This window comes from Mesorhizobium sp. M0862 (assembly GCF_040319795.1).
In the GTDB taxonomy this organism is placed as follows: domain Bacteria; phylum Pseudomonadota; class Alphaproteobacteria; order Rhizobiales; family Rhizobiaceae; genus Mesorhizobium.
This window is the reverse complement of record NZ_JAMYOJ010000010.1, coordinates 139,023-165,148: the sequence shown is the minus strand read 5'-3', so window position 1 is coordinate 165,148 and position 26,126 is coordinate 139,023. Positions and strand designations below refer to the sequence as shown.

The window sequence follows — 26,126 nt, the reverse complement described above, 5'->3', positions numbered from 1 at the left end:
CGACGGTGATCGGTCAGACTTGACGGTTGCACTGCGGTGCCGGGTCAAGGCGAGTTTGTGGAAACCTTCGGCAGCAGGGCTTTGAAATAGTCGATCGTCTGTTGCAGCCCGGCTTCCAAAGTCACCGTCGGCTCCCAGCCGACAAGCCTTTTGGCAAGGGTGATATCGGGCTGGCGGTGCCGCGGATCGTCTTGCGGAAGATCGCCGTAAATTATATCCGAACCTGATCCGGTCATCTGCGTCGTCAGTTCGGCCAAGCGCCTGATCGTTACTTCCCTTGGATTGCCGATGTTTACTGGACCGGTCACCTCCGGCCCCGTATCCATGAGGCGCAGCATGCCGCTCACCAGGTCGTCGACGTAGCAAAACGACCTTGTCTGTGAGCCGTCGCCGAAAATGGTTATCGGTTCACCACGAAGCGCCTGCACGATGAAATTTGAGACAACCCTGCCGTCTGCCGGGTGCATGCGCGGCCCGAACGTATTGAAAATCCGCGCGACCTTGACCCACAAGCCATGTTGTCGGTGATAGTCGAAGAACAGCGTTTCGGCGCAGCGTTTGCCTTCATCGTAGCATGAGCGCGGCCCGATCGGGTTTACATTGCCCCAGTAACTCTCGGGCTGCGGATGCACAGACGCGTCACCATAGACCTCACTGGTGGAGGCCTGAAAGACTTTGCATTTCAGCCGCTTTGCCAGTCCAAGAACATTGATGGCGCCGTGCACGGCGGTCTTGATCGTCTGAACCGGGTCGTACTGGTAGTGAACAGGCGAGGCCGGACACGCCAGGTTGTAAATCTCATCGACTTCGACGTAGAGCGGAAAGGTCACGTCATGGCGCATGAATTCGAAGCGGGGATGCTTGGCCAAATGGTCGATATTGCGCTTTGATCCGGTGAAAAGGTTGTCGACACACAAGATTTCGTCGCCTCGTTCCAACAGGCGGTCAATAAGATGCGAGCCGATAAACCCTGCGCCCCCGGTAACGAGAATGCGTCTGCGGCTGTCATAGAGTCTGGCCAATTTCTGCTCCCAGGCAAATGCTGATCGACCAGATATCGGTCGCCACACGCAGGATACGACGTGTCCGCAGCCAATGCACAAGGACCAAACTGAAATTTCGCAGATCCGCTCGGTGCCGATGCGAATTCCGATCCGGGCATTTGGTTTGATCAGAAGGCACGATTGAGGCCGATAGTGACCTATGGATTGGCAGCAGAGAATATCAGCCCTGTCGTCAGGGCCGCCGCTGCGTAGATGGCCGGCAGAACCTGACGGTTCACCCCAATCCGCAGCAGAGAGTGGCTCGAAACCCGATCCTGCTGGATTTTATCCACAACATCGATGACATCGGCGGATGGCAACATGAAAAAAACGGTGACGCCTATTTGCGTGAGACATTCCTCTTCGCGATAGAGCATCGTTGAATTGGCCAACAGCCTGCCATACAAGCACGTCGGCTCAACAGGTGGCTCGAGGAACCCCACGGATGTCCGAACGCATTGCAGTTGTCGGCCTGGGTTATGTCGGCCTGCCGGTAGCCATTGCCTTTGGGAAGGTTTTCCCCGGCACCATAGCTTTTGACATCAGCGAGCGTCGGATCGGGGAATTGCGTGGCGGCGTCGATCGTACGGGGGAAGTTGACGCAACGGCGCTCAAGGAGACCTCGATAGGGCTGACCACCGACCGGGAGATGTTGAAAGGCGCTACTTTCTTCATCGTTGCCGTGCCAACCCCTATCGACGCAAATCGCGCTCCCGATCTAGCTTCTTTGAAACTGGCGTCCGAACTCGTCGGCGAGGCGGTGAGCAAAGGCGCCGTCGTCGTTTTTGAGTCGACAGTCTATCCAGGTGTGACCGAAGATTTCTGTGGGCCGATCATCGAGCAGGTTTCCGGCCTGCGACATCCCCGCGACTTTGCCCTCGGCTATTCGCCCGAACGCGCCAACCCCGGCGATCGAGAACACTCGCTGCAAAAGATCGTCAAAGTCGTCTCCGGCGAGAATAACGAGACGCTGGAGCGCGTCGCGAACGTTTATGGCCGTATCATCGATGCCGGCGTCTACCGCGCCCCGTCGATCAAGGTGGCCGAGGCAGCGAAGGTTATCGAGAACACCCAGCGCGATCTGAACATCGCGCTGATGAACGAACTGGCAATGATCTTCGAGCGGCTCGATATCCGGACGCAGGATGTTCTTGATGCTGCGTCGACGAAATGGAACTTCCTTCCCTTCAAACCGGGGTTCGTCGGCGGCCACTGCATCAGCGTCGATCCATATTATTTGACCGCCAAGGCCGAGGCCGAAGGTTACCATCCGCAGATCATCCTCGCCGGACGTCGCATCAATGACGGCATGGGGGCCTTCGTCGCCCAGCAGGTTGTCAAACGGCTGATTGGTTCTGACACGCCCGTCAAAGGGGCTTCTGTCGGCATTCTCGGGCTGACATTCAAGGAGGACGTGCCGGATTTGCGCAACAGCCGCGTTTTCGACATGGTCAAGGAACTAAGGCAGTTCGGAATTGTCCCCAAAGTCCATGATCCCCTTGCCGATGTCGAAACCGCTCGGCGTGATCACGGCGAAACAATCCTGCCGCTCGATGAGATAAACGATTTGCAGGCGCTTGTTCTGGCGGTGCCTCACAGGCAATATCTCACCAACGAAAGAGCGCGTCTTTTTCAAATGATCAGGCCGGGGGGGACACTGTTCGATGTCAAGTCGGCCATCAAGCCCAATGAAGTTCCCGACAACATAAAATACTGGAGCTTGTAAAGCTCGCCTGAAATTAACGCTAGGATATGCAGTGACATCAAGCAGGCCGATACTGATCACCGGCGCAGCCGGGTTCATAGGGTTTCATCTTTGCCTGAGGCTGCTTGCCGAAGGACGCCAGGTTATCGGCCTCGACTCCATGAACGAGTATTATGACGTCAGCCTGAAGCAGGCTCGTCTCGAGCGGCTGAAAGCGTTTTCGAATTTTTGTTTCGAGCATGCCGATCTCACGGAGCGGGACCGTATTTCGGAGCTCTTCCTTTCGGCCGCGCCGGAGGTTGTCGTCAATCTCGCGGCGCAAGCCGGCGTACGCTATTCGATCAGCAATCCGCACGCCTATGTGGAAAGCAACCTCAGCGGCTTTGTCAACATCCTGGAAGGATGCCGGCAGGCCTCCGTCGGCCATCTGGTCTATGCATCGTCGAGTTCGATTTATGGCGGCAGCACCCGCATGCCGTTTTCCGTGCACGATCCGGCGGACCATCCGCTCAGCCTTTACGCCGCAAGCAAGAAGGCGAACGAGCTGATGGCGCACACATATAGCCATCTGTTTGGACTGCCGACCACCGGGCTGCGTTTTTTCACCGTCTATGGTCCGTGGGGGCGGCCGGACATGGCGCTGTTCATCTTCGCCAAGGCTATCCTCGCCGGCGAGCCGATCGAGGTCTTCAACTATGGCAACATGCAGCGGGATTTCACCTATATCGACGACATTGTCGAAGGCATTATCCGCGTCATGCAGCAACCCGCGACACCCAATCCTGAGTGGAAAAGTGACGCGCCAGACCCAGCGACCAGCAACGCCCCGTTCAGGATTCACAACATCGGCGGCAATTCGCCCGTTCAACTGAACCGATTGATCGAAGTGCTCGAAGACGCGCTGGGACGCAAGGCAAACCGCAACCTCATGCCACTTCAGCCAGGCGACGTTCCGGCAACTTTCGCCAATGTCAGCTCGCTCGAGGAGGCGGCCGGCTTCAAGCCCAAAATCCCGATCGAAATAGGGGTTCCGCGCTTTGTCGAATGGTACCGGGAGTTCTACCGAGCATGATCGGACGCTTCGCCACCTGGAGGCGGCTGGCTCCTGACCAGCCATGGCTGGCGCATGCCGCTCGGAAAACTCAATAAGCCGCAGCCGAACTGGGTGTCGCCTGAAGGCGGTCAATATCTTTCCGGGGCGGCGCACCGAACAGGCGACGATATTCTCGGCTGAACTGCGAAGGGCTGTCATAGCCCACCGCGAACCCGGCCGTGCCTGCGTTTGCGCCGCCGGCAAGCATAATCCTTCGCGCCTCCTGCAGGCGCAGCTGCTTCTGGTATTCGAGCGGGGTCATGCGCGTAATCGCCTTGAAATGGGCATGAAGTGACGACGCGCTCATGCCTGATGCCGCCGCAATGTCTTCGATGCGCAGTTGTGCCTGGAAATGATTGCGGATCGTGGCGATGGCGCGGCTGACCTGGCTCAGGTGGCTGTCCACCGACGCCATCTGGCGAAGCGTGTCACCGTGCGGTCCGGTGAGGAGCCGGTAAAGGATTTCGCGTTCGATCAGCGGCGCCAGCACGGTGATGCTCTCGGGGCGATCGAGCAGCCTGACAAGCCGACAGGCGGCATCGATCAGGTCGGGGTCACTTGGATAGGCAGCTAACACCGGCAGATCCCTGCTGGGGGATGCACGTCCTTCTTTCACAAGCAGTTCGGCCAGCGCGGTGGAATCAAAATCTATCTTGCAACAGAGGTAGGGCGCCGCCGGGCTCGCCTCCAACACATGCCCGACCAGCGGCAGGTCGACCGAGACGAGCAGGTAGCTCGATGCGTCATAGACCACGCTCTGGTCGGCCAGCGAGACGCGCTTCGATCCTTGGGCGATTATGCAAAGCGACGCCTCGTAGACCGCAGGCACGGGTGCACTGGGCTGGTTGGCGCGAATGAGCGACAGCCGCGGCACCTCAGTGCCGGCCATGCCAGATTTCGGCGCAAAGCGGGTGATCAGCTCGGCGAGTTCATTGATTTTCCCCATGCCGCATAATCTTCATGGCGCGAAATGTTGCAAGGCATTTCGAGTTCATTTGGAGGATCGTGCAAACTCTTTGGACGATCACGCTACCGCCCTTTGCCGGTTCGCCGCCATCTATCTCCCCGTCACCGCAGCGAAAAAGGAACGATCATGACGGGACTTAAAGACAAGGTTGTACTCATCACCGGCGCCTCCAGCGGCATCGGCGAAGCGACGGTTCGGGAACTTGCCGGTGCCGGCGCCAGACTGTTCATCGGGGCCCGCCGCACCGAGCGGCTCAAGGCGCTGGCCGCAGAAATAGGCAAAGGCGTCGCGTGGCGCGAACTCGACGTGACTGACGCGGCGAATTTCGACGCCTTTGCCGATGCCGCTCATGCCGAATTCGGGCAGATCGATGTGCTGGTCAACAATGCCGGCGTCATGCCGCTGTCGCCGCTTGCCGCGCTGAAGCGCGATGAGTGGTCTCGCATGATCAATGTCAACATCGGCGGCGTGCTGAACGGGATCGCCGCGGTGCTGCCGCGCTTCGTCGCCCAGAAGAATGGGCATATCGTCAATGTCGCCTCGGTCGGTGCGCATATCGTGCTGCCCACCGCGGCGGTCTATTGCGGCACGAAATATGCCGTCTGGGCAATCACCGAGGGGCTGCGGCAGGAGCATGACGACATCCGCGCCACGATCATCTCCCCCGGAGTGACGGCAACCGAACTGGGCGACGATATCAGCGATCCTCAGGTCGCCACGGCTCTGAAAGAATGGCGGCAGAAGTCGCTCACACCGGACGCCATTGCACGGGCGATCCGTTTTGCGCTTGATCAACCCGATGGCGTCGACGTCAACGAAGTGATCGTGCGGCCAACCGCTGCCAATATGTAGAACTTGCTGCCGGATGCCGGCTTTCGGCGAGCTAGGGCGCTCTCCGAGATCCGGCAAACGGCCCACCCCTTAATGCACCCGCCCTCAGCCTCTGGCGCAACTCCCGCGGGCCACATCGTACCGGCTCTCGAACGCGCGCGAAAAATTGCGCACCCGAATTGAACCCGCAAGCAAAGGCGATTTCCGAGGTCGTGGGCGACGCTCGGGCGGGCGACAACAATTCTTCCTTGCTGCGCTCCAGCCGCCTGTCCCAGACGAACAGTTCCGGTCTCGCGGCAAGGCCGGTGCGCCGCTGGGAACTTAACCCGCTAATCATCTCCCCTGCGACGGTAGAGATGTCAGGCTTCGCCGGCCAGGCGCGCTGAAATCAGCCGCGCCGCCTTGATCACCGCTTCGCCCTGGCTGGCCGCCATGCTGTCATCGGCGCGTGACACAGGCGAGGCCACCGCCAGAGTGCCTAGAGGACGGCCATCGGAGCCGAGGATTGCCGCGGCTATGCTGTGCACGCCTTCTTCATAGCCTTGGGAGCTCGAGGAATAGCCGCGCTTGGCGGCAAGCCGGATCGCCTTCATCAGCCTGTCGGGTTGCGTCACCGTGTGTGGCGTGAAGGTCGGCAACGGCTTGTCGACATAGGCCTCGGCCGCTTCCCGAGGCGAAGCGGCGAGAAAGGCGATGCCGGAGGCGGTGCCGTGCAAGGGCAGCACCTGGCCGACATCGACATTGACCCGGTTGGCCTTTGCCGACAGCTCGACATGGACCGTCAGCAGTGCGCCGGCGCTGAATTCCGACAGATGCACCGTCTCGCCGGTTTCCAGCGCCAGCTCGCGAACCACAGGTGCTGCCACGCGCACGAAGGGAAAATGCGCGTCGCGAAAGCGGGCCAGCCGCGACAGGCCGGCGCCGAGCCGGTAGCGGCGGCTTGCCGGCTCTTGTTCGATCAGGCGGTGGTCGGCCAGCGCCATCAGCAGGCGCCGCGCCGTCGCCTTGTCGAGGCCGGTTTTGCGGGCGAGCTCGGACAGGCCGATCTCCGGTTCGCCGAGCGTGAACTGTTCCAACAGCGATATCGCTTTGCCGACTGTGCTCATCGTGCATCCTCAAGATACTTCGCATGGGAGGGAAGCCAATCCACCTTGCAGTCCGCTCATAGCACATAAAATGGTGGTTCAAATAACGAACCGTTTGGAAGCGACAAAAAACACCAGCAAGTTTCGCGGCGACATCAATCTCGATGCGCCGCGCCGTGCGAGGGGTGATGCTGCGCGGCAACACCTATCAACAGGTGGATCAACTCGGCGGCGCTGCGCCTGGCCGGCGTGTCGACCCAAACGCCTGATCCTGGCCGGCGCGGAAGCTTCAACTCTGCCCCAGCTGCGCGCGGCGCCAGGCGGCGGGCGCCTGGCCAACCCGCTCCCGGAAGAAGCGTGAGAAATAGGCCGGATCGTCGAAGCCGATTTCGTAGGCGATGTCCTCGACGGTGCGCACGGTGAACAGCAGCAAGCGCTTGGCCTCCAGCAACCGTCGCTCGCCCATGAGCCGCTTGACGCCGCTGCCAAGCACCCTATGGGCGGCCTTGTCGAGAAGATGCGGTGTCGTGGCCAGCGCCTCGACGTAGCGGTCGACGGGCCAGTTGTCGCGGAAATGCGCATCGACCAGACGGCGCAAGCCGCGCGCCAATGCAGCATCGGAAGAGCCAGTCGCATCCATTACCTCGGGACCAAGACGCGCGACGTGGGAGAGCGCGACGGCAATCAGCGCCGGCAGGGTCTTGTCACTCCCGGCCTGCGCCTCGGCATATTCCGTGGCGATCATCTCCAGCACCGCCGCAAGCCTTTTCCACGCGACGTGCTGAGGAAGGCTATCGGCAAAAACCGGCCGATCCAATGGCAGCAGGCTGTGAGCGGCTATTGCCGCAAGCGCATCATCGGCGACCGAAACGACGATGGCGTCGGTGCCGGGCCCGATCGAGAAGCCATGCACGATGGTGCTCGGCACGAAGCTGACGGCCGGCGCCGAAAAGTGCCAGGATTGATCCTCGATGCGATAAGTGCCGGAGCCGCTTGTCCAGTAGGTGATCTGGCCCATTTGCGGATGCTTGTGCGCGGCAACCTGGCCGAGATGAATGTTGCTGCGCGCAAGCACCGTCTCGACATGCAGGAAGCCGACTTCGAGCGGCCGCACCGGCTCGCCATAGACAAAGAAATCAGGAATGGAATTGAGGCTCATGGCGCCGGAAAAAGTCCAATCGGTTTTGCCGTTACGTCCTAACCGATCCTTGCCAGGAGAGCTAGAGTTGATGCCATAAGTGGAGGAACATCATGCGATCGGAAGACTTTCGTGCCGACAATGGGCGCCCGTTCACCGGGGCCGAGTATCTGGAGAGCTTGCGCGACGGCCGCGAGGTCTACATCAACGGCGAGCGCATTGCCGATGTCACCACCCATCCGGCGATGCGCAATTCGGCGCGGTCGCTGGCGCGCCTCTATGATGCGCTGCACGATCCCAAGCGGCAGGGCACGCTGACCTCGCCTACCGATACCGGTTCGGGCGGCTACACCCACAAATATTTCCGCGTCGCCAAATCCTCCGGCGAACTCGCGGCCCAGCAGACCGCGATCGCCGAGTGGTCACGCATGTCCTATGGCTGGATGGGCCGCACGCCCGATTACAAGGCGGCACTGATGAACACGCTCGGCGCCAATGCCGACTGGTACGGCCCGTTCAAGGACAATGCGCTCGCCTGGCACAAGCGTGCGCAGGAAGCCGTGCTGTTCATGAACCACGCCATCGTCAACCCGCCGATCGACCGCCACAAGCCGGCCGAACAGGTGAAGGATGTCTTCGTCCACATCACCAAGGAGACCGACGCCGGCATCTATGTCTCCGGGGCCAAGGTGGTGGCGACGTCCTCGGCGCTGACCCACTACAATTTCCTGGCGCAGAGCTCGGCGACGGTCACCGAAGATCCGTCGCTGTCGGTCATGTTCATCGTGCCGATGAATGCGCCGGGGGTAAAGATGTTCTGCCGCGTCTCCTATGAGCAGACGGCCAACACGGCGGCGGCTCCGTTCGACTATCCGTTGTCGTCGCGCTTCGACGAGAACGATGCCATCCTGGTGCTCGACAATGTCTTCATCCCCTGGGAGGACGTGCTGGTGCTGCGCGACGCGAAGAAAATCCTGTCCTTCCATCCGGCTTCGGGCTTCATGCATGGCTATTGCTTCCAGGGCTGCACACGCTTTGCCGTCAAGCTCGACTTCCTCGCCGGCCTGCTGGCCAAGGCGCTGCGCGCCACCGGCGGAGATGCCTTCCGAGGCAACCAGGCGGCGCTGGGCGAGGTCATCGCGCTCAGGCACATGTTCTGGAGCTTTTCCAACGCCATGGCTTATAATCCGATCCCCTGGGCGAATGGCGCTGTCCTGCCCAACCTGGAAGCAGCCCTTGCCTACCGGACTTTCATGTCGGAAGCCTACCCGCGCGTCATCGACACGGTGCGCCGGGTGATCGCCTCCGGCTTGATCTACCTGCCGTCATCGGTGCGCGACTTCAACAATCCCGAGATCGACAAATACCTCGCGCAATATGTGCGCGGTTCCAACGACATGGGCCATGTCGAGCGCATCAAGATCATGAAACTGTTGTGGGACGCGACCGGCACCGAGTTCGGCGGCCGCCACGCGCTCTACGAACTCAACTATGCCGGTGCGCCGGAAGAGGTGCGGCTGCAGGTGCTGAAGGGCGCCGAACGCGGCGGCCGGCTGAAGGCCATGGAAGAACTGGTCGACACCTGCATGGCCGACTATGACGAGAACGGCTGGACGGGAGATACCTGGCTCAATCCGCTCGCTTCTACGGCCGGGTGATGTCAGATGGCCACGCAGATTTCGAAGGCCGATTTCCGCGACGCCATGGCAAGGGTCTGCGCGCCGGTCAACATCGTCACGACAGATGGTCCGGCCGGGCGCGGCGGCTTCACCGCCACCGCCATGTGCAGTGTGTCGGACGAACCGCCGACACTGCTGGTGTGCATGAACGGCCGCTCGACGCAGGCCGCCATGTTCCTCGCCAACCGGCGCTTCTGCGTCAACGTGCTGACGCATGACCATATGCACCTGGCCGGCAAGTTCGCCGGCGCGACCAGGGACATGGAGGCACGCTATTCGGCGGCGCGCTGGCAAACGCTGGCCTCAGGCACGCCGGCGCTGTCCGATGCGATCGTCAATTTCGATTGCGAGATCGAGGATGTGCACATAGTCGGCACGCATAATGTCATGATCGGCCGGGTTATCGACGTCAGGCACGGCAGCGGCGGCTCGGCGCTGCTTTATGTCGACCGCAATTACACGCAGCCGACGCGGCTTGGCAGTTTTGGCGGCTGAGCGGGAGCAGTCAGTTCTCGCCGGCGATCAGGCTCTCCAGCAGATCGAGCAATTGCTCGAGCCTCTCATGTCCGAAGCGCTGTTCGATGTCGCGGTAGATGACGAGGCGTTCCGGCGACAAGGCATCGATAAGGGCGGAGCCCGCCGGGGCGATCGTCAGCACGACACGGCGGCCATCGCCTTCCGCCCTGTTGCGGGTGATGAATTTTCGGCCCTCGAGCGTCTTGATGATGCGTGTCAGGCTGGGCGGCAGCACCGAAGCGCGATCGGCAAGTTCCGTCGCCTCGACAGGGCCGGCCTCGCTCAGAACGCGCAGCACACGCCATTGCTGTTCGGTCACGTCATGCGCCGCCAGCATAGGGCGAAACCGCGCCATCACCACTTCGCGGGCATGGAGCAGCGCCATCGGCAGAGAACGACGGGTGTTTTCAGGCAGCAAGAAGCAGCGTCCCCAATGATGCGGGCGGTCGGCGGGACCGCACGCCAAAACCTGACCTTTCCATCCCGTATCGTCGCCTCAACTTGGATGCAAGGCTTGACTTCAGTGATGCTGCATGTAATTAACGCGTTAACTACAGCAGCGCAACAATCCGGGAGGCGAGACGCGGTGCCTCACTTTTCCATCGAGTATTCGGCCAACCTCGATGCCAAGGTCGACATGAGCGAATTGTGCGCGCTGGTGTTGCGCACCGTGCTCGGCACCGGGCTGTTTGAAACCGGCGCGGTGCGGGTGCGGGCCTTCCGTGCGGAAGCCTATGCCATCGCCGACAGCCTGCCGGAAAACGCTTTCCTCGACATGTCGTTTCGCATTGGAACCGGGCGCAGCGCCGAGGACAAGAAACGAACCGGGGAGGCGGTCTTCGCCGCGGTGAGCGAATACCTTGGCCCCCTGTTCGATACCCCGCATTTCGCTCTTTCCCTGGAGATCAGGGAGATCGACCCGGTACTGAGCTGGAAGAAAAACGCAATCCATCCGCGACTGCGCGGCAAGTGACGGAAGCTGATATGTCCGACCTCGAAGGCAATCTGAAAAAGGCCGAGGCCTATCTGGCCCGTTTCAAGCGCGACGGCGTGCTGAACCAGATCGGCGGCGAAGCGGTGCCGGCGGTGGATGGCTCGACCTTCGAGAGCATGTCGCCGGTCGATCTCAAGCCGCTGGCCAAGGTCGCGCGTGGCAGTGCCGCCGATATCGACCGCGCCGCCAAGGCGGCAAAGGCGGCGTTCCCGGCCTGGGCCGCCATGCCGGGCGACGGGCGCAAGAAGCTGCTGCACAAGATAGCCGATGCGATCGAAGCGCGCGCCGAGGAGATCGCCTTCGTCGAGTGCATGGACACCGGCCAGGCGCTGAAATTCATGGCCAAGGCCGCGCTGCGCGGCGCCGAGAATTTCCGCTTCTTCGCCGACCGCGCGCCGGAAGCGCGCGACGGCGAGACGCTGCGCACGACAGGCCAGGTCAACATCACCACGCGCGTGCCGATCGGCCCGGTCGGCATCATCACGCCGTGGAACACGCCGTTCATGCTGTCGACATGGAAGATCGCGCCGGCGCTGGCGGCAGGCTGCACCGTCGTCCACAAGCCGGCCGAATTTTCGCCGCTGACCGCTCGCCTGCTGGTCGAGATCGCCGAGGAGGCCGGCCTGCCGAAAGGCGTGTGGAACCTGGTCAACGGCCTCGGCGAGCACGCCGGCAAGGCGCTGACCGAGCACCCTGACATCAAGGCGATCGGTTTTGTCGGTGAGAGCCGCACCGGCTCGATGATCATGAAACAGGGCGCCGATACGCTGAAGCGCGTGCATTTCGAACTGGGCGGGAAGAACCCGGTGATCGTCTTCGCCGACGCCGATCTCGAACGTGCGGCGGATGCGGCCGTGTTCATGATCTACTCGCTCAACGGCGAACGCTGCACCTCATCGTCGCGGCTGCTGGTCGAAGCCTCGGTCTACGACACATTCACGGATCTGGCCGCGGAGAAGGCAAAGCGCATCAAGGTTGGCCATCCGCTCGATCCCAAAACGGTGGTCGGTCCGCTGATCCATCCGGTGCACGAGGAAAAGGTGCTGTCCTATATCGAGATCGGCAAATCGGAAGGCGCGGTGGTAGCCGCCGGCGGCGGCAAGTTCGCCGGTCCGGGCGGTGGCTGCTATGTCAGCCCGACGCTGTTTACCGGCGCCACCAACAGGATGCGCATTGCCCAGGAAGAGATTTTCGGGCCGGTGCTGACTGCCATTTCCTTCAAGGACGAGGCCGAAGCGCTGGCGCTGGCCAACGACACCCAATACGGCCTGACCGGCTATCTCTGGACGTCGGATGTTACCCGCGCCTTCCGCTTCACCGATGCGCTGGACGCCGGCATGATCTGGGTCAATTCGGAGAATGTGCGGCATTTGCCGACGCCGTTTGGCGGCGTCAAGAATTCCGGCATCGGCCGCGACGGCGGCGACCATTCCTTCGATTTCTACATGGAGACGAAGAACATCGCCTTCGCCACTTCAGCGCACGCGATCCAGAAACTCGGCGGCTGACCGGAGGACATCGGATGCCACTGCCCAAACCAAACCTCTATCCCGCCTTCAACATCGTGCGCCTCAGCCATGTCGAACTGGCGGTCACCGACCTTGCGAAATCCCGCGCCTTCTATGTCGACACGCTCGGCCTGCAGGTTACCGACGAGACATCGGAAGCCATCTATCTAAGGGCGTTGGAAGAGCGCGGACACCACTGCATCGTGCTGAAGAAGGCCGGCAGCGCCGAAGCCCGCGATCTCGGCTTCAAGGTTTTTTCGGATGAGGATCTCGACAAGGCCGAGCATTTCTTCAAGGCAAAAGGCCTGCCGGTCGAGTGGGTCGAGCGACCGTACCAGTCGCGCACCTTCCGCACCCGCGACCCGCACGGCATTCCGCTCGAGTTCTTTGCCCAAATGGAAAGGCTGCCGCCGATTCATCAGAAATATGCGCTTTACAAGGGCGTGAAGCCGCTGCGCATCGACCACTTCAACTGCTTCTCGCCCAATGTCGACGAGTCCGTCGCCTTCTACAACGAGCTTGGCTTCCGCGTCACCGAATACACCGAGGATGCCAGTAGCGGAAAGCTGTGGGCGGCCTGGACGCACCGCAAGGGCGGCGTCCACGACATCGCCTTCACCAACGGTGTGGGTCCGCGCCTGCATCACGTCGCCTTCTGGGTGCCGACACCGCTCAACATCATCGACCTGCTCGATCTGATGGCGACGACGGGTTACCTCGCAAATATCGAGCGCGGCCCCGGCCGGCATGGCATTTCCAACGCCTTCTTCCTCTATGTCAGAGACCCGGACAATCACCGCATCGAGATCTACTGCTCGGACTACCAGACGGTCGATCCGGATCTGGAGCCGATCAAGTGGGACCTCAAGGACCCGCAGCGCCAGACGCTGTGGGGCGCGCCGGCGCCGAAAAGCTGGTTCGAGGAGGGCAGCACCTTTGCCGGCGCGGCCGCACGCCAACCGGATTTGACGGCGTCGCCGATCATCGCACCGTGACCACAGACGCGAACCTGACGGAGACCGGGATGACTGCACCTGGGCGGCTCGCCACCTTCACCGTTGGCGGCAAGACGCGCTATGGCGTGGTCACAGATAAGGGCGTCGTCGACCTGTCGGCGCGGCACAGCCAGTGGCCGACGCTGCGCGAAGTGATCGAGGCCGGCGTGCTACGGCGGCTGGCGGAAGAGGCCGAAGCCTACGCCGTCGATTTTCCAGTCGGCGCCATCGCTTATGAAATCCCTCTGCCGTCGCCGGAAAAGATCATCTGCGTCGGCGTCAACTACCCGGACCGCAACGAAGAGTACAAGGACGGCCAGGCCGCGCCTTCCAACCCGTCGCTGTTCATCCGCTTCCCCCGCTCCTTCGTCGGCCACGACGCGCCGCTGGTGCGGCCGCCGGAATCGCCGCAGCTGGACTATGAGGGCGAGATCGTCATCGTCATCGGCAAGGGTGGACGACGCATCGCCGAGAGGGATGCGCTTGACCATATCGCGGCACTATCCCTGTGCAACGAAGGCACCATTCGCGATTGGGTACGGCACGCCAAGTTCAACGTCACGCAGGGCAAGAATTTCGACCGCACCGGCTCGCTCGGTCCGTGGCTGGTGCCGTTCACCGACGAGGCGCAGATTGCCGACATCGCGCTGACCACCCGCGTCAATGGCGAATTGCGCCAGCAGGACCGCACCAGCCGGATGATCTTCTCGTTCCGCAAGATCATCGCCTATGTCTCCACCTTCACCACGCTGGTGCCAGGCGATATCATCGTCACCGGTACGCCGACCGGCGCCGGCGCCCGCTTCGACCCGCCGATCTGGCTGAAGCCGGGCGACGTGATCGAAGTCGAAGCCGACGGCATCGGCGTGCTCCGCAACGGGGTCGTCGACGAGGCAGCATCGTGACCCCCGAGCAAGTTGAAGATGCCGCGGCAAGGCTGTTCGAAGCCGAGCGTTCGCGCCGCCAGATCCGTCTGCTCAGCCTCGATTTTCCCGACGCGACGATGGAGGATGCCTATCGCGTCCAGGCAGCGCTGGTGAAACGCAAGACCGATGCCGGGCTGACCCCGAAGGGCTGGAAGATCGGCCTGACATCGAAGGCGATGCAATATGCGCTCGCCATCGACACGCCGGATTCGGGCGTGCTGTTCGACGACATGTTCTTCAACGACGGCGCGACGATACCCGTCGGCCGCTTCATCCAGCCGCGCGTCGAGGCCGAGATAGCCTTCGTCATGAAGGCGCCGCTGAGGGGCCCAGGCGTGACCATCTTCGACGTGCTCAACGCCACCGATTATATCACGCCGGCGCTCGAAATCCTCGACACGCGCATCGAACGCGTCAATGCCGAGACAAAGAAGGCGCGCACTTTCTTCGATACGATTTCCGACAACGCCGCCAATGCCGGCATTGTCATCGGCGGTCGGCCGCAACGACCCGATGAAGCCGATATGCGCTGGATCGGCGCCATCGTCTCGCGCAATGCGGAGGTCGAGGAGACCGGGCTTGGCGCCGGCGTGCTCAACCATCCGGCGATGGGCATTGCCTGGCTGGCGGACAGGCTCGCCCGCTACGGCATGTCCATCGCGGCCGGCGAGGTGGTGCTGTCCGGATCGTTTGTGCGCCCGGTCGAGGCGCGGCCCGGCGATACCATCGTCGCCGACTTCGGCAGCTCGGGAACGGTCAGCATCCATTTCGCCAAGAGCTGACGGCTCTCATCGGCTCGTCAGTTGGGCTGTTCGCCGCGCAGGTAGTCAATCACCACATCGGCTGCGATGGTCGACATCCGCAAGCCGACATCCCTGGTGATGTCGCCTTCGACGCGGCTTTGCACCCAGCCAAGAAAGGCGAAGGCACGCAACGCGGCGAATAGAGGCAATGCGGCGATGTCCTGCGGGATCAGCGCACGCTCTTGCTGGTAGCCGTCAAGCAAAGCGGTTTCGATCAGCGGGTAGATCGCCTCCTCGCGGTTCTGATAGAGGGCGACGGCAAGGTCGTACATGTGCCAGCCATGGCCGCAATCGTCGAAATCGATGATGCGCACCGCGCTGTCATGGATGAGCACATTTTCGCGCACCAGATCGGCGTGGATGATGCCGAAATTGCGCGCGCTGCGCTCATGTTCCGACAGCGCCTTCACTGCCTTGTCGCGCGCCTGCAAGACCAGCGCGCGGCGAGGACCATCGAGAAGGGGCGAGGTCTCGAACCGGCCCCAGACCGGGTTCGCACCGAAGAAGCCGTCGAAGTCCCAGGCATGGCGGACGAAGCCCGCGGGCGGCGTCCACGAGGCAGTGACATTGTGCATATGGGCGATGGTCCGCCCGATCGCCGTGAAGATCTGGATCGACTGGTCGGCCGTGTAGGCCAGTGGCACGCCGCGTGCGCCCACGGCGCGGCCCTCCAGCCAGCTCAGGCAATCGGCCTGCCGGGGCTGCGCCGAGGTGGCCGTTCTGACAAGCACGAACGGATCGCCGGCCTGTGTTGCGACGCAAGACGGCGTGGCGACGCCGGCGGATTGCAGGAAGCCCATCCATTGCAGTTCCGAACGCAGCGCGGCGTCCGTGTGGTAGCCGAGCCGGTGGATGCGCATGGCTGCCGGCTGGCCATCCGGCAGCCGCACGCGGAAGACGGCGTTCTCGCGGTGCTTCAGAAGTTCCGGCTCAGAGTTGCGGACGCCCCAATGTTCGAGCGCACGCCTGGCGAGCTCCGTGACATCGGCTGCCGTTTCGGGCTGGGATTGGGTGGAAACAGAATTCACGCCGGCACTCCGCCGACTTGGCCCAGCACCTCGTCCAGCAGGCCGATCAGGAACTCGGCATTGTCGCGCGAGAACGGCATGGGCGGGCGGATCTTGAGCACATTGCCGTGGATGCCGGTCTTGCCCATCAGCACGCCGCGATGGCGCATGCGATTGGCGACCTGCTCGGCAATGTCGGGCGCCGGTTCGCGCGTGTCGCGGTCGTGGACCAGCTCGGCGCCGAAGAACAGTCCGGCCCCCCTGACCTCGCCGATGCACTCATGCCGATCGGCCAGCGGGCGCAGCAGGCCAAGCGCATAGGCGCCGACGTCTTGCGCGTTGGCGACAAGGTTTTCCTGTTCGATGACGTCGAGGACGGCATTGGCGACTGCGCAGGAGACCGGGTTGCCGCCAAAGGTGTTGAAGTAGCGGAAAGCGTCGCGGAAGGTCGCCAGTATCTCCTTGGTGGTGACCACGGCCGCGATCGGATGGCCATTGCCCATCGGCTTGCCCATGGTGACGATGTCGGGGACGAAGCCGGCGCGCTGATGGCCCCAGAAATGGCTGCCGGTGCGGCCGAAGCCGGGCTGCACTTCGTCGGCGATGACCAGACCACCGGCTTCGCGCACGGCCCCCAAGGCGTCGTCGAAAAATCCGGTGGGCAGAGCCGGGAAACCTTCATTGGCGAGCAGCGGACACAAGATGATGCCAGACAGGCCAATGCCATCCTGTGCCAGCGAGGCGATCGCTTGACGCACGGCGTCGCCAAAGGCCTTGCCATTGGCCATCGCATCGGGATGGCGATAGCTGTCGGGGGCCGGCACCAGCCTGACATGGGGGGCGCGGCCGCGGATCGGAGGCATGCGCGTGCTCAGCTGCGAAACCGCCGTCGTGTTGCCATGATAGGTGGCGTCGGTGGCGATGATGCCCATATTGCCGGAGGCGGCCTGCGCCATGCGCAGCGCGATGTCGTTGGCCTCGCTGCCGGTGCAGGTCAGGATTGCGGTGGCGAGGCTTGCATTGAAGGTCGCCGTCAGCCGCTCGACATAGTCGAGAATTGCGGTGTGCAGATAGCGTGTGTGGGTGTTGAGCAGGCTTGCCTGACGGCACAAGGCCTCGACCACATGCGGGTGGCAATGGCCGACATGGGCGACGTTGTTGTAGGCATCGAGATACTTGCGGCCGTCGGCATCGTAGAGCCAGACGCCTTCGCCGCGCACCAGGTGCACGGGCTCGTCGTAGAACAATTGCGATTTCGCGCCGAGCAGGCGGGCACGCCGCTTGACGAGCGCTTCCTCGCTCGGGTTCTTCTCAGATTGGGTCATTGCGTACCAAACTCCATTGCGTCAGCGGGTCTATCAGGCCCTCGACAGACCTGCATCGATGGCCTCGCCGATCTTTGCCACGTCGGCGGCGCCGATGATCAGCGGCGGCGACAGGATGATGTTGTTGCCGGACACGCGCAGCATGACGCCGGCGTCATAAGTGGCTTCCGAAACCACGGCCATGGTCTTCTTGTCCACCGGCTTTTTCGTCGTGCGATCGGAGACCAGCTCTAGCGCAGCCATCAGGCCCTTGTACCTGATGTCGCCGACGATCGCGTGCTTGGCTTTTAGCCCCTCCAGCGTCGCCGCGAGCTCGATGCCGCGCGCGGCTGCGTTCTCGTCCAGGCGAAGCCGCTTGGTCTCGGCAAGTGCAGCCAGCCCTGCCGCGCAGCCGACAGGATGGCCGGAATAGGTATAGCCATGACCGATCGCCCCGAAGCTGGTCTTGTCGGCCTCGAAGACGTCGGCGACCTTGGCGCCGATCAAGGTGGCGCCGAGCGGGAAATAGCCCGAGGTGATCGCCTTGGCGATGGTCATGAAATCCGGCTTCACGCCGGATAGCCGCGAACCCGACCAGGCGCCGGTGCGACCGAACCCCGTGACCACCTCGTCGGCGATCAGCAGGATTTCGTGGCGGTCGCATATCTCGCGGACCAGCGGCATGAAGCTGTCATGCGGAACGATGACGCCGCCGGCGCCGAGAACCGGCTCCATGATGAAGGCGGCAATGGTGTCGCCGCCCTGGAAGGCGATCTCATCCTCCAGCGCTTTGGCGCACAGTTTGGCCAGCCGCGCCGGATCGGTCTCATCGAACGGATTGCGGAAGGTCCAGGGTGCGGGAATGTGGAAGACGCCGGGCATAAGCGGCTCATAGTTGCGGCGGAAATTGGCGTTGCCGTTGACTGACGCGCCACCGAAATGGGTGCCGTGATAGCCCTTCTTCAGCGCGAGGAATTTTGTCCGGTCGCCCTGGCCGCGGATCTTCCAGTATTGGCGGGCGAGCCGCAGTGCGGTTTCGACCGAATCCGAGCCGCCCGAGGTGAAGAAGGTCCGCACCATGCCTTCCGGTTCGAACCATTCGCTGAGTTCGTAAGCGAGCTCGATCGACGGGCCGGTCGACGTGCCGCGAAACCCGGAATAGTAGGGCAGGGCGCTGAGCTGGTCGGCGATGGCCTTCTTGATCGGGTCGCAGGAGTAGCCGAGATTGACGTTCCACAGTCCGCCAACCGCATCGAGCACGGTGTTGCCGTCGATGTCGGTGACCATCACGCCTTCGCCTTTCATGATCACCTTTGGCGGGTTGGCCCGCATCTCGGCCGGGTGTGCCATCGGATGCCAGATCGGCTTGGCGTTTTTCTCGGTGAGGAAATTGATGTCGCGCATCGCAAGGCTCCGCAAATGTCTCAGGAGATGAGGTCGAAATGGCCGAGGGCCTCGGCATAGGAAAGTGCCGGCCGCGCGACGTCGAAATGAACGGTGCGCATGCCGACGGCACGGCCGCCATCGACATTGCGCTGCTGGTCGTCAACGAACACACAGGCGCGGGCAGGCAGGCCAAGCGCCTCGGTCACCAAGGCATAGGCGCGCGGATCGGGCTTGAGGATGCGGGTATAGGTGGCGTCGACGATGGTGTCGAACAGCTCGAGCAGCGGCAGCCGCTGACGGAAGCCGGCGCCATAGAACAGATCTAGCTCGTTGGACAGGATCGCCAGGCGAAATCCCGCCGCATGCACGGTCCGGATGGCGCGGACGGCTTCGGGCCGCACGATCTTTTCCGGCTCGGCTCCGCGTGCGCGCTGGACGAATGTCTCCATTGCCTCCCAGTCCTCGCCGACGAGCCGGCCGACTTCGCTGGTGCGGGTGCGCCAATAATCGCGCTCGCTGATGTCGTTGGCCTGCATGGAGCGCCACAGCGGATCTGAATCCGGGTCGAACGGCCCGTGCCATTGCAGCGTTCCCGGCGCGAGGCCGAGCGCCTGTTCGGTCAAGGCATGGGTCTCGAAAAGGGTCCGGGTGACGACGCCGCCGAAATCGAGGACGAGCGCCTGGGCAGGAACAGCGCTCACGCAGCCACTCCCTTGGCCGGCATGCCGCGCGGGATGATGCCTTCCTCGACCCAGCGGTCGAAGATTTCGAGCGCCTTGCCGACGAACTCGTCGCTGTTGATGTGGGCGTCGATCTCGTGGAACTCGACGCCGGCGGGAATGGCCTTGCGCATCTCATCGGTGAACGCCGCGAGGGCTTCGGGTTCGTACAGCGGCTCGCCCTGCGCATCCCATTCCTGGATGCCGCCGGAGGGCAGGATGAAAGCGGAGCGCCCCTTCGACGCACCGAGCTTGGCGGCGATGGTCCTGGCGACTTCACGGCGGTCGGCGGCATCGACGGTGATCGAGCCGATCAACCTGTTATGAGCATGGAATGGCCGCTGCGCGAACTTTGTCGGCAGCGCCTGCCAGGTCGGCAAATCGACCATGTCTACGGCGCCAGGGGCTGCGATCTGCGGAATGCCGCGGGCGCCGGCATTCTCGAGCCGGTCGGCGCCGGAGCTGACGACCGAACCGGCAAGATGATTGGTGATCTCCTGCAGGCTGAAGTCGAACACCGCGCAGAAATGGTCCTGGCTGGCGATCGATTCGAAGGCCCGGCCCCCCATCCCGGTGGTGTGAAAGACTGCGACGTCATAGCCGCGCTGCTCCAACGCCGGCTTCAGCGTCTTCATATAGCGCAGGCAACTGCTGCCCAGCGAAGTCATGCCGATGGTCGGTCCGACCGCCGGGGCCGAAGCACGGGATGCAAGCACGATCCTCGCCGCACCGACCACCGCGCCGCAGGCCTGGGAAAGGACCAGCTTGCAGATGGTGTTGAGGCCGTAGAGCCCGCCTGCCCACAGGATCATCATCAGGTCGGGCGCGACGCGCTCGGGCGGAATGAGATGCGAGTAGGCGATGGTCGAGACGACGAATTTCGGCACGCCGAGCGGCAGGCACAGCGCGACATCGAGCGCCAAATCGGTTCCCATCGAACCACCGATGGCGATGAAGGCGTCGATCTCGCCGCGCTGGTGAAGCTGGCGCACCAGCTGAACGGCGCCGACGGCCATCAATGTCATGGCGGTGTTTTCGTCGCCGCTCGAGACGATTTCGGCCATCGTCACGCCAGCGGCCCGCGCAACGGCATGCTTGTCGTGATCGGGACTATAGGCGGGGGCGCCCAGCACGCTGACATCCATCATCACGGCGCGGCCACCGGATGCCTCGATACACGCTTTCATGAACAGCAGTTCGTCGGTCTTGGTGTCGCCCGTGCCGATGACCAGGATGCGGGGCGTCGCCATATCTGCAGACATCAGGCCTGCCTCCTCAGGGTTTGCAGGTTTTCGCCATTGAGGCGCATCGAAATCTCCCGTGCCGCGGTCACAACCGCAAGCCCTCGTTCCACGATCGTAGCCGGTGTCGTCCTGGCCTTCGGGGCTGCCACCGCAATTGTCCCCAGCGCAAGACCATCGGCGGCGCGGATTGCAGCCGCGACGCCGATCACGCCGTCCTCATGGCCCTGGTCGCAGATCGAATAGCCGCGGTCGCGCGCCTCGCCGATCGACTTTGAAATGGCGGCCGGCTCGACGAGGGTATGATCGGTGAAGGCCTCAAGCGAACCTGTCAGGCATGCTTTCACGGTCGCGTTGTCGGCGAAGGCGAGATAGGCGATGCCGGAGGCGGTGGAATGCAGCGGCAGAAGCTGGCCGACATCGATGTTCACCCGGTTTGCCCAGCTTGAATGCTCGACATAAACGGTGATCAGCCTGTCGACGCCGAATTCCGACAGATGCACCGTCTCGGTTGTCGAACCCGCCAAATCCTGCGCCACGGGAATTGCCGTTTGCAGGAACGGGAAGCAGGCTTCGCGGATACGCGCCAGCCGCGACAGGCCGGCGCCGAGGCGATAGTGCCGCGTGCCGGCATCCTGCTCGACGAAACCATGGCCGCCAAGCGCCACCAGTAGCCGCCGCGTCGTCGCCTTGTCGAACGCACACCGCCGCGCGAGATCGGAAAGTCCGAACTCGGGTTCGTCCACCGTGAACAGCTCCAGAAGTGAAATCGCCTTGCCGACCGTACCCATCCAGCCTCCCGCTCGGATAGAAACTTAATGTGTGAATTAACTTGACAGGCATCCGCATTCTTTGCAAGTCTATATTCAAAATAAGGGTTCAAATAATGAACCGATGGAATTCAGGGAACAGGCCGAGCGGCCGCGAACCCACGGGTTCGTAAAACTGGAGGGACAAATGTCAGCAGTTTCGGAACAGGCGCCCGCCAACAGGCTGCGCAAGAACAGTCTTGGCGTCGGCGCTATCACCTTCATGGTGATTTCGGCGGCGGCGCCGCTCACCGCGGTCGCCGGCGGCACGCCGCTCGGCATGCTTATGGGCAATGGGGCGGGCTTTGCCGGCACCTATCTTATCGTGACCGTGTTGCTGCTGCTGTTTGCGGTCGGCTACGTCGCCATGTCGCGCCATGTCGGCAATGCCGGCGCCTTCTATGCCTATGCCGCGCGCGGGCTGGGCGGTTTTGCCGGCGGCGCAACCGCAATCATCGCGATCCTGTCCTACAACGCCATGCAGATCGGGGTCATGGGCCTGCTGGGGGCCGCAACCGCCGGCCTGTTCGCCGGCTGGGGCATCGACCTGCCCTGGTGGGTGTGGAGCTTCATCGCCGTCGCCATCGTCGCGGTGTTGGGCTACCGCCAGGTCGACCTCTCGGCCAAGATCCTGACGGTGCTGGTGCTGTGCGAATACATCGTTGTGCTGGTGCTAGACCTCGCCATCCTCAAGACCGGTGGCGACAGTGGTCTCTCTGCGGCGCCGTTCAGCTGGAGCCAGATCGTCAGCGGCTCGCCCGCCATCGCCATCCTGTTCTGTTTCGCCGCCTTCATCGGTTTCGAGGCGACGACGATCTACGCCGAGGAAGCCCGCGACCCCAAGGTGACCATTCCGCGCGCCACCTATTTCTCAGTGTTGCTGATCGGCGTCTTCTACATGGTCACGGCCTGGCTGATGGCGGTCGGCGCCGGCGTCGACAAATTGTTGCCCGCACTGCAAGCGCTTCAGGATCCGACGACTTTCCTGTTCGGCCTGTCCGACCGCTACGCCGGAACCATGCTGTCGCACGCCATGGGCATCCTGTTCGTGTCGAGCCTGTTTGCCGGCGTGCTGGCGTTCCACAACGCGGTTGCCCGCTACATCTACGTCTCGGGCCGCGAGAAGCTGTTGCCTGAAGCGATCGGCGTGACGCATTCAGTGCACCAGAGCCCGCATGTTGCTTCCGTCATCCAGAGCGTGTTGGCAGCGATCGTCATCGGACTGTTCGCGATACTCGGCCTCGATCCGGTTCTGGCGCTGTTTTCCTGGCTGACCAATGTCGCGACGCTGGGAGTCATCGTCATGATGGCAGTGGCCTCGCTCGCCGTGGTGATGTACTTCCGCGCCAACCCGTCGACGCAGGAGAATACGCTGAAGACCACCATCGTGCCTGGGCTGGCCTTCATCGCTTTCGTCGTCATCATCTACCTGATCGTCATTAATTTCGGTGGCCTGTCCGGGGCCGGTGGCTTCCTTGGCGTGTTGCTGCCGGGGCTGGTGCTGATTGCCGCGGTGGTCGGCCTGCTGCTTGCCGGTGCGTTGAAGAGCCGGGATCCGGTTGCCTTCGAAAATCTCGGCGTGCCGCTGAAGGACTAGGACAAAGGACAAGGGGGTAGCGCGTTCGGCGCCGCCCCTTTCCATCGCAAGGGAGTAACGGCGTTGAGCTTTGCCGAGAGCATCACCGTTGAGGCGCTGGAAGCCGATCCGTATCCGATCTATGCGGAACTGCGGCGCAGTGCGCCTGTCGCTTTCGTGCCGGCGGTCAATCTCTGGTTCGTCACCCGCTGGAAGGACGTCGAGACCGTCGCAAAGTCACCCGACATCTTCTCCGCCGTCGTCGGTACGTCTCCGGTCGAACGCTCGTTCGGCAAGCCGACCATCCTGACCACCGACGGCGAAACGCATAGACAGCTGCGCCAAGGCGTCGATCCGAAATACCGGCCGCGCACCGTCGCCGCCTATGCCGGCGATCTCGTACGGTCGATTGCCGAACCTTTTCTCGACCGGATCGCCGAACAAGGCTCCGCCGAGCTGATGGCGGATTATTTCGAGCCGGTGTCGACGCTCAGCCTGGCGCGCTCGCTTGGCCTTGCCGACATCGACATGCCGACGCTGCGCCGCTGGTTCTATGGCCTTGCGCAGGGCGCCATCAATTTCGAGAACGACCCGAAGCGGCAAGAGATCGCCGACGCGATCAGCGCCGAGGTCGGCGCAGCCATCCGGCCGACTCTGGATAGACTGGCGCGCGCCCCCGACGGCTCGGCGCTGTCGCATATGCTGCATGACGGCATGCCGGAAGGCACGACGCGGCCGATCGATTTCTTGATGCCGAGCATCAAGGTCATTCTGCTTGGCGGCATGCAGGAGCCCGGACATGGTGCCGGTTCGATCCTCGCCGGCCTGCTTGCGCATCCCGAACAATTGCGGCAGGTGCTCGCCGATCCCGAGACCTTTGTGCCCAGGGCTGTCGATGAAGGCTTGCGCTGGGTGGCGCCGATCGGAACCCAGACGCGGCAGACGACGCAGGCGGTCGAGCTTGGCGGCGTAACCATCCCTGCCGGCGCCGCGGTCGCTGCACTTGTCTCCTCGGCAAGCCGCGACGAGAGCCGCTTTGCCGATCCAGACCGCTTCGACATCAACCGCAGGGAAGGCAATCATGCCGCCTTCGGCTTTGGTCATCATTTCTGTTCGGGCCGGTTTTTCGCGCGCGAGCAGATGTGCATTGCGTTAAGGCTGCTGCTCCTGCGCTTCCCCGATCTCAGCTTGGTGCCAGGCAAGGTGCCGGTGTTTCGCGGCTGGGAATTCCGCGCGCCAACCACGTTGTATGTTTCCCTGGGAGTTCGCCACCAATGATCAGCCAGAATGCCATCGACGCGCTGCGCAAGACGGAGATCGGCGAGCGGGGCTTGTTTATCGACGGCGTACAGGCCGCAGCGACGAGCGGCGCGACGCTGGCGGTGATTTCGCCGATCGACGGCCGCCCTTTTGCCAGCATCGCTGACGGCAATGCCGCCGACATCGATCGCGCGGTCCGATCGGCGCGAAAAGCATTCGAGAAGGGTTCATGGTCGCGCGCCGCCCCTGCCTTTCGCAAGAAGGTGCTGACGAAATTTGCCGAGCTGATCGAAAAACATGTCGATGGGCTGGCCGTGCTTGGCGTGCGCGACAACGGCACCGAGATCGGCATGGCCTACAAGGCCGAGCCGCTGTCGGCGGCCGGCACCATCCGCTACTACGCCGAGGCGATCGACAAGGTCTATGGCGAGATCGCGCCGACGGCCGACAATGTGCTCGGGCTGATCCACAGGGAGCCACTCGGTGTCGTCGGCGTCATCGTGCCGTGGAACTTCCCGCTGATGATCGGTGCCTGGAAGATTGCGCCCGCACTGGCCACCGGCAACAGCGTCGTCGTCAAGCCGCCGGAGATCGCCTCGCTGACCTTGCTGCGGCTGGCCGAACTCGCAAGCGAGGCTGGACTTCCCGAAGGCGTGTTCAACGTCGTTACCGGTCATGGTGCTGTCGCCGGCGAAGCGCTTGGCCTCCATATGGATGTCGACGCCATCGCCTTTACCGGATCGGGGCCGGTCGGCCGGCGGCTGCTCGAATACTCCGCCCGTTCCAATTTGAAGCGGGTCTTCCTCGAGCTTGGCGGCAAGTCGCCCAACATCGTCTTTGCCGACGCTCCGGACCTGAAGCAGGCGGCGGTCGTCTCGGCCAACGGCATCTTTCGCAATTCAGGCCAGGTCTGCGTGGCGGGCTCGCGTCTGCTCGTCCAGTCGTCGGTCTATGATCTTTTCATGGACGAACTTGTCTCGGCAACCACGCGGCTCAAGGTCGGCGACCCGCTCGATCTCGCCAGCGATATCGGTGCGGTATCGAGCGCCGAACAGCTGGACAAGAATCTCGGCTTCGTCGCCATGGCGCAAGCCGAAGGCGCCCGTCTCGTCGCCGGTGGCGAACGGATACTGACCGAGACTGGCGGCAGCTACATGGCGCCGACGATCTTCGAGAACGTGACGCAAGAGATGCAGTTGGCGCGCGAGGAGGTGTTCGGACCGGTGCTCGGCGTGATGCGCTTCGAGACCGAGGAGGAGGCGGTGCATCTCGCCAACTCCACTGTCTACGGACTTGCCTCGGCGGTGTGGACCGCCAATCTTTCCACGGCCCATCGCATGGTGCGCGCCATCAACGCCGGTGTCGTCCACGTCAACACCTATGGCGGAGCCGATATCACCGTGCCGCTTGGCGGCGTCAAACAGTCCGGTTTCGGCCGTGACAAGTCGCTGCATGCGCTGGAGAAATTTGTCGACCTCAAGACCGCCTGGATTGCGCTCTGAGCCTTGCGGAAAGGCCAGCGTATCTGCTCTTTTCGTCAA

The 26,126-nt window shown here is 62.8% G+C and carries 25 protein-coding genes; 13 read left to right on the top strand and 12 right to left on the bottom strand.

The genetic code is table 11. The features are described from left to right. Nucleotides 1-44: 44 nt before the first annotated feature. A complete protein-coding gene (locus tag NKI15_RS17265) occupies nt 45-1,022 on the bottom strand; it encodes a UDP-glucuronic acid decarboxylase family protein (protein ID WP_023818597.1) in 978 nt (325 codons plus the stop codon). A gap of 179 nt (nt 1,023-1,201) precedes the next feature. Beyond that, complete coding sequence (locus NKI15_RS17260) at nt 1,202-1,420, bottom strand: hypothetical protein (RefSeq protein WP_023709688.1); 219 nt, start codon at nt 1,418-1,420, stop codon at nt 1,202-1,204. A 68-nt stretch (nt 1,421-1,488) separates the two neighbouring features. Between NKI15_RS17260 and NKI15_RS17255 the strand changes: the two genes are divergently transcribed. Next, nucleotides 1,489-2,769, top strand: a complete 1,281-nt coding sequence (locus NKI15_RS17255) for a nucleotide sugar dehydrogenase (RefSeq protein ID WP_352514631.1) — start codon at nt 1,489-1,491, stop codon at nt 2,767-2,769. A 31-nt stretch (nt 2,770-2,800) separates the two neighbouring features. Beyond that, nucleotides 2,801-3,820, top strand: coding sequence for an NAD-dependent epimerase (locus NKI15_RS17250; RefSeq protein ID WP_352514632.1), 1,020 nt, complete (start codon nt 2,801-2,803; stop codon nt 3,818-3,820). A 70-nt stretch (nt 3,821-3,890) separates the two neighbouring features. On the opposite strand, the gene NKI15_RS17245 is transcribed toward NKI15_RS17250, so the two are convergent. Beyond that, nucleotides 3,891-4,730, bottom strand: coding sequence for an AraC family transcriptional regulator N-terminal domain-containing protein (locus NKI15_RS17245; RefSeq protein ID WP_352796638.1), 840 nt, complete (start codon nt 4,728-4,730; stop codon nt 3,891-3,893). Nucleotides 4,731-4,934: 204 nt separating this feature from the next. Here NKI15_RS17245 and NKI15_RS17240 point away from each other — a divergent pair, with 204 nt between their 5' ends. Continuing rightward, nucleotides 4,935-5,660, top strand: coding sequence for an SDR family oxidoreductase (locus tag NKI15_RS17240; RefSeq protein WP_023682721.1), 726 nt, complete (start codon nt 4,935-4,937; stop codon nt 5,658-5,660). A gap of 338 nt (nt 5,661-5,998) precedes the next feature. Here the strand turns inward: NKI15_RS17240 and NKI15_RS17235 are convergent, their stop codons facing one another. Then, on the bottom strand, nt 5,999-6,745 hold the full coding sequence (locus NKI15_RS17235) for an IclR family transcriptional regulator (protein WP_023738344.1): 747 nt from the start codon (nt 6,743-6,745) through the stop codon (nt 5,999-6,001). 268 nt (nt 6,746-7,013) lie between these two features. Beyond that, nucleotides 7,014-7,883: a helix-turn-helix domain-containing protein gene (locus NKI15_RS17230; protein ID WP_023692273.1), complete on the bottom strand. Its 870-nt coding sequence runs from the start codon at nt 7,881-7,883 to the stop codon at nt 7,014-7,016. 92 nt (nt 7,884-7,975) lie between these two features. On the opposite strand from NKI15_RS17230, the gene NKI15_RS17225 reads away from it, so the two are divergent. Further along, nucleotides 7,976-9,520, top strand: coding sequence for a 4-hydroxyphenylacetate 3-hydroxylase N-terminal domain-containing protein (locus NKI15_RS17225; protein WP_352886433.1), 1,545 nt, complete (start codon nt 7,976-7,978; stop codon nt 9,518-9,520). A gap of 6 nt (nt 9,521-9,526) precedes the next feature. Then, nucleotides 9,527-10,036 carry a flavin reductase gene (locus NKI15_RS17220; protein WP_023692271.1) on the top strand — a complete coding sequence of 170 codons (510 nt, stop codon included), beginning with the start codon at nt 9,527-9,529 and terminating at the stop codon, nt 10,034-10,036. Between the two features lie 10 nt (nt 10,037-10,046). On the opposite strand, the gene hpaR is transcribed toward NKI15_RS17220, so the two are convergent. Next, the gene (gene hpaR / locus NKI15_RS17215) at nt 10,047-10,442 is read right to left on the bottom strand and encodes a homoprotocatechuate degradation operon regulator HpaR (protein WP_023714916.1); all 396 of its coding nucleotides are present in this window, start codon (nt 10,440-10,442) and stop codon (nt 10,047-10,049) included. A gap of 201 nt (nt 10,443-10,643) precedes the next feature. Here hpaR and NKI15_RS17210 point away from each other — a divergent pair, with 201 nt between their 5' ends. The 5 genes from NKI15_RS17210 to hpaH are packed head-to-tail and all read left to right on the top strand — an operon-like array spanning nt 10,644 to nt 15,262. Further along, a complete protein-coding gene (locus tag NKI15_RS17210) occupies nt 10,644-11,030 on the top strand; it encodes a 5-carboxymethyl-2-hydroxymuconate Delta-isomerase (RefSeq protein ID WP_023667827.1) in 387 nt (128 codons plus the stop codon). 11 nt (nt 11,031-11,041) lie between these two features. Then, entirely contained in the window at nt 11,042-12,559 is a 1,518-nt protein-coding gene (gene hpaE / locus NKI15_RS17205) for a 5-carboxymethyl-2-hydroxymuconate semialdehyde dehydrogenase (RefSeq protein ID WP_023747996.1), read from the top strand. A 14-nt stretch (nt 12,560-12,573) separates the two neighbouring features. After that, on the top strand, nt 12,574-13,554 hold the full coding sequence (gene hpaD, locus NKI15_RS17200) for a 3,4-dihydroxyphenylacetate 2,3-dioxygenase (RefSeq protein ID WP_023667829.1): 981 nt from the start codon (nt 12,574-12,576) through the stop codon (nt 13,552-13,554). Between the two features lie 29 nt (nt 13,555-13,583). Then, nucleotides 13,584-14,459: a fumarylacetoacetate hydrolase family protein gene (locus tag NKI15_RS17195; RefSeq protein ID WP_023704726.1), complete on the top strand. Its 876-nt coding sequence runs from the start codon at nt 13,584-13,586 to the stop codon at nt 14,457-14,459. Next, on the top strand, nt 14,453-15,262 hold the full coding sequence (hpaH, locus tag NKI15_RS17190; RefSeq protein WP_023710038.1) for a 2-oxo-hept-4-ene-1,7-dioate hydratase: 810 nt from the start codon (nt 14,453-14,455) through the stop codon (nt 15,260-15,262). The genes NKI15_RS17195 and hpaH overlap by 7 nt, the downstream gene beginning before the upstream one ends. 17 nt (nt 15,263-15,279) lie before the next feature. On the opposite strand, the gene NKI15_RS17185 is transcribed toward hpaH, so the two are convergent. Genes NKI15_RS17185 through NKI15_RS17160 form a run of 6 tightly spaced genes read right to left on the bottom strand, consistent with a single transcriptional unit; the run spans nt 15,280 to nt 21,731 of the window. After that, nucleotides 15,280-16,311 carry a phosphotransferase enzyme family protein gene (locus NKI15_RS17185; protein WP_023704727.1) on the bottom strand — a complete coding sequence of 344 codons (1,032 nt, stop codon included), beginning with the start codon at nt 16,309-16,311 and terminating at the stop codon, nt 15,280-15,282. Beyond that, the gene (locus NKI15_RS17180) at nt 16,308-17,615 is read right to left on the bottom strand and encodes an aminotransferase class III-fold pyridoxal phosphate-dependent enzyme (RefSeq protein WP_023704728.1); all 1,308 of its coding nucleotides are present in this window, start codon (nt 17,613-17,615) and stop codon (nt 16,308-16,310) included. The genes NKI15_RS17185 and NKI15_RS17180 overlap by 4 nt, the downstream gene beginning before the upstream one ends. Nucleotides 17,616-17,648: 33 nt before the next feature. After that, on the bottom strand, nt 17,649-18,998 hold the full coding sequence (locus tag NKI15_RS17175) for an aminotransferase class III-fold pyridoxal phosphate-dependent enzyme (RefSeq protein ID WP_023708115.1): 1,350 nt from the start codon (nt 18,996-18,998) through the stop codon (nt 17,649-17,651). A gap of 20 nt (nt 18,999-19,018) precedes the next feature. After that, nucleotides 19,019-19,681: an HAD family hydrolase gene (locus tag NKI15_RS17170; RefSeq protein ID WP_023704730.1), complete on the bottom strand. Its 663-nt coding sequence runs from the start codon at nt 19,679-19,681 to the stop codon at nt 19,019-19,021. Further along, complete coding sequence (locus NKI15_RS17165; protein WP_023686943.1) at nt 19,678-20,961, bottom strand: Tm-1-like ATP-binding domain-containing protein; 1,284 nt, start codon at nt 20,959-20,961, stop codon at nt 19,678-19,680. The genes NKI15_RS17170 and NKI15_RS17165 overlap by 4 nt, the downstream gene beginning before the upstream one ends. Next, nucleotides 20,961-21,731 (bottom strand): IclR family transcriptional regulator, encoded by a 771-nt coding sequence (locus tag NKI15_RS17160; RefSeq protein ID WP_023704732.1) that lies wholly within the window; start codon nt 21,729-21,731, stop codon nt 20,961-20,963. The genes NKI15_RS17165 and NKI15_RS17160 overlap by 1 nt, the downstream gene beginning before the upstream one ends. Nucleotides 21,732-21,897: 166 nt before the next feature. On the opposite strand from NKI15_RS17160, the gene NKI15_RS17155 reads away from it, so the two are divergent. The 3 genes from NKI15_RS17155 (at nt 21,898) to NKI15_RS17145 (ending at nt 26,087) form a co-directional block, all read left to right on the top strand. Beyond that, nucleotides 21,898-23,346 carry an APC family permease gene (locus NKI15_RS17155; protein ID WP_023704733.1) on the top strand — a complete coding sequence of 483 codons (1,449 nt, stop codon included), beginning with the start codon at nt 21,898-21,900 and terminating at the stop codon, nt 23,344-23,346. A gap of 63 nt (nt 23,347-23,409) precedes the next feature. After that, nucleotides 23,410-24,603, top strand: a complete 1,194-nt coding sequence (locus NKI15_RS17150; RefSeq protein WP_023704734.1) for a cytochrome P450 — start codon at nt 23,410-23,412, stop codon at nt 24,601-24,603. Next, nucleotides 24,600-26,087, top strand: coding sequence for an aldehyde dehydrogenase (locus NKI15_RS17145; RefSeq protein ID WP_023704735.1), 1,488 nt, complete (start codon nt 24,600-24,602; stop codon nt 26,085-26,087). Before NKI15_RS17150 ends, NKI15_RS17145 begins: the two co-directional genes overlap by 4 nt. Nucleotides 26,088-26,126: the final 39 nt, after the last annotated feature.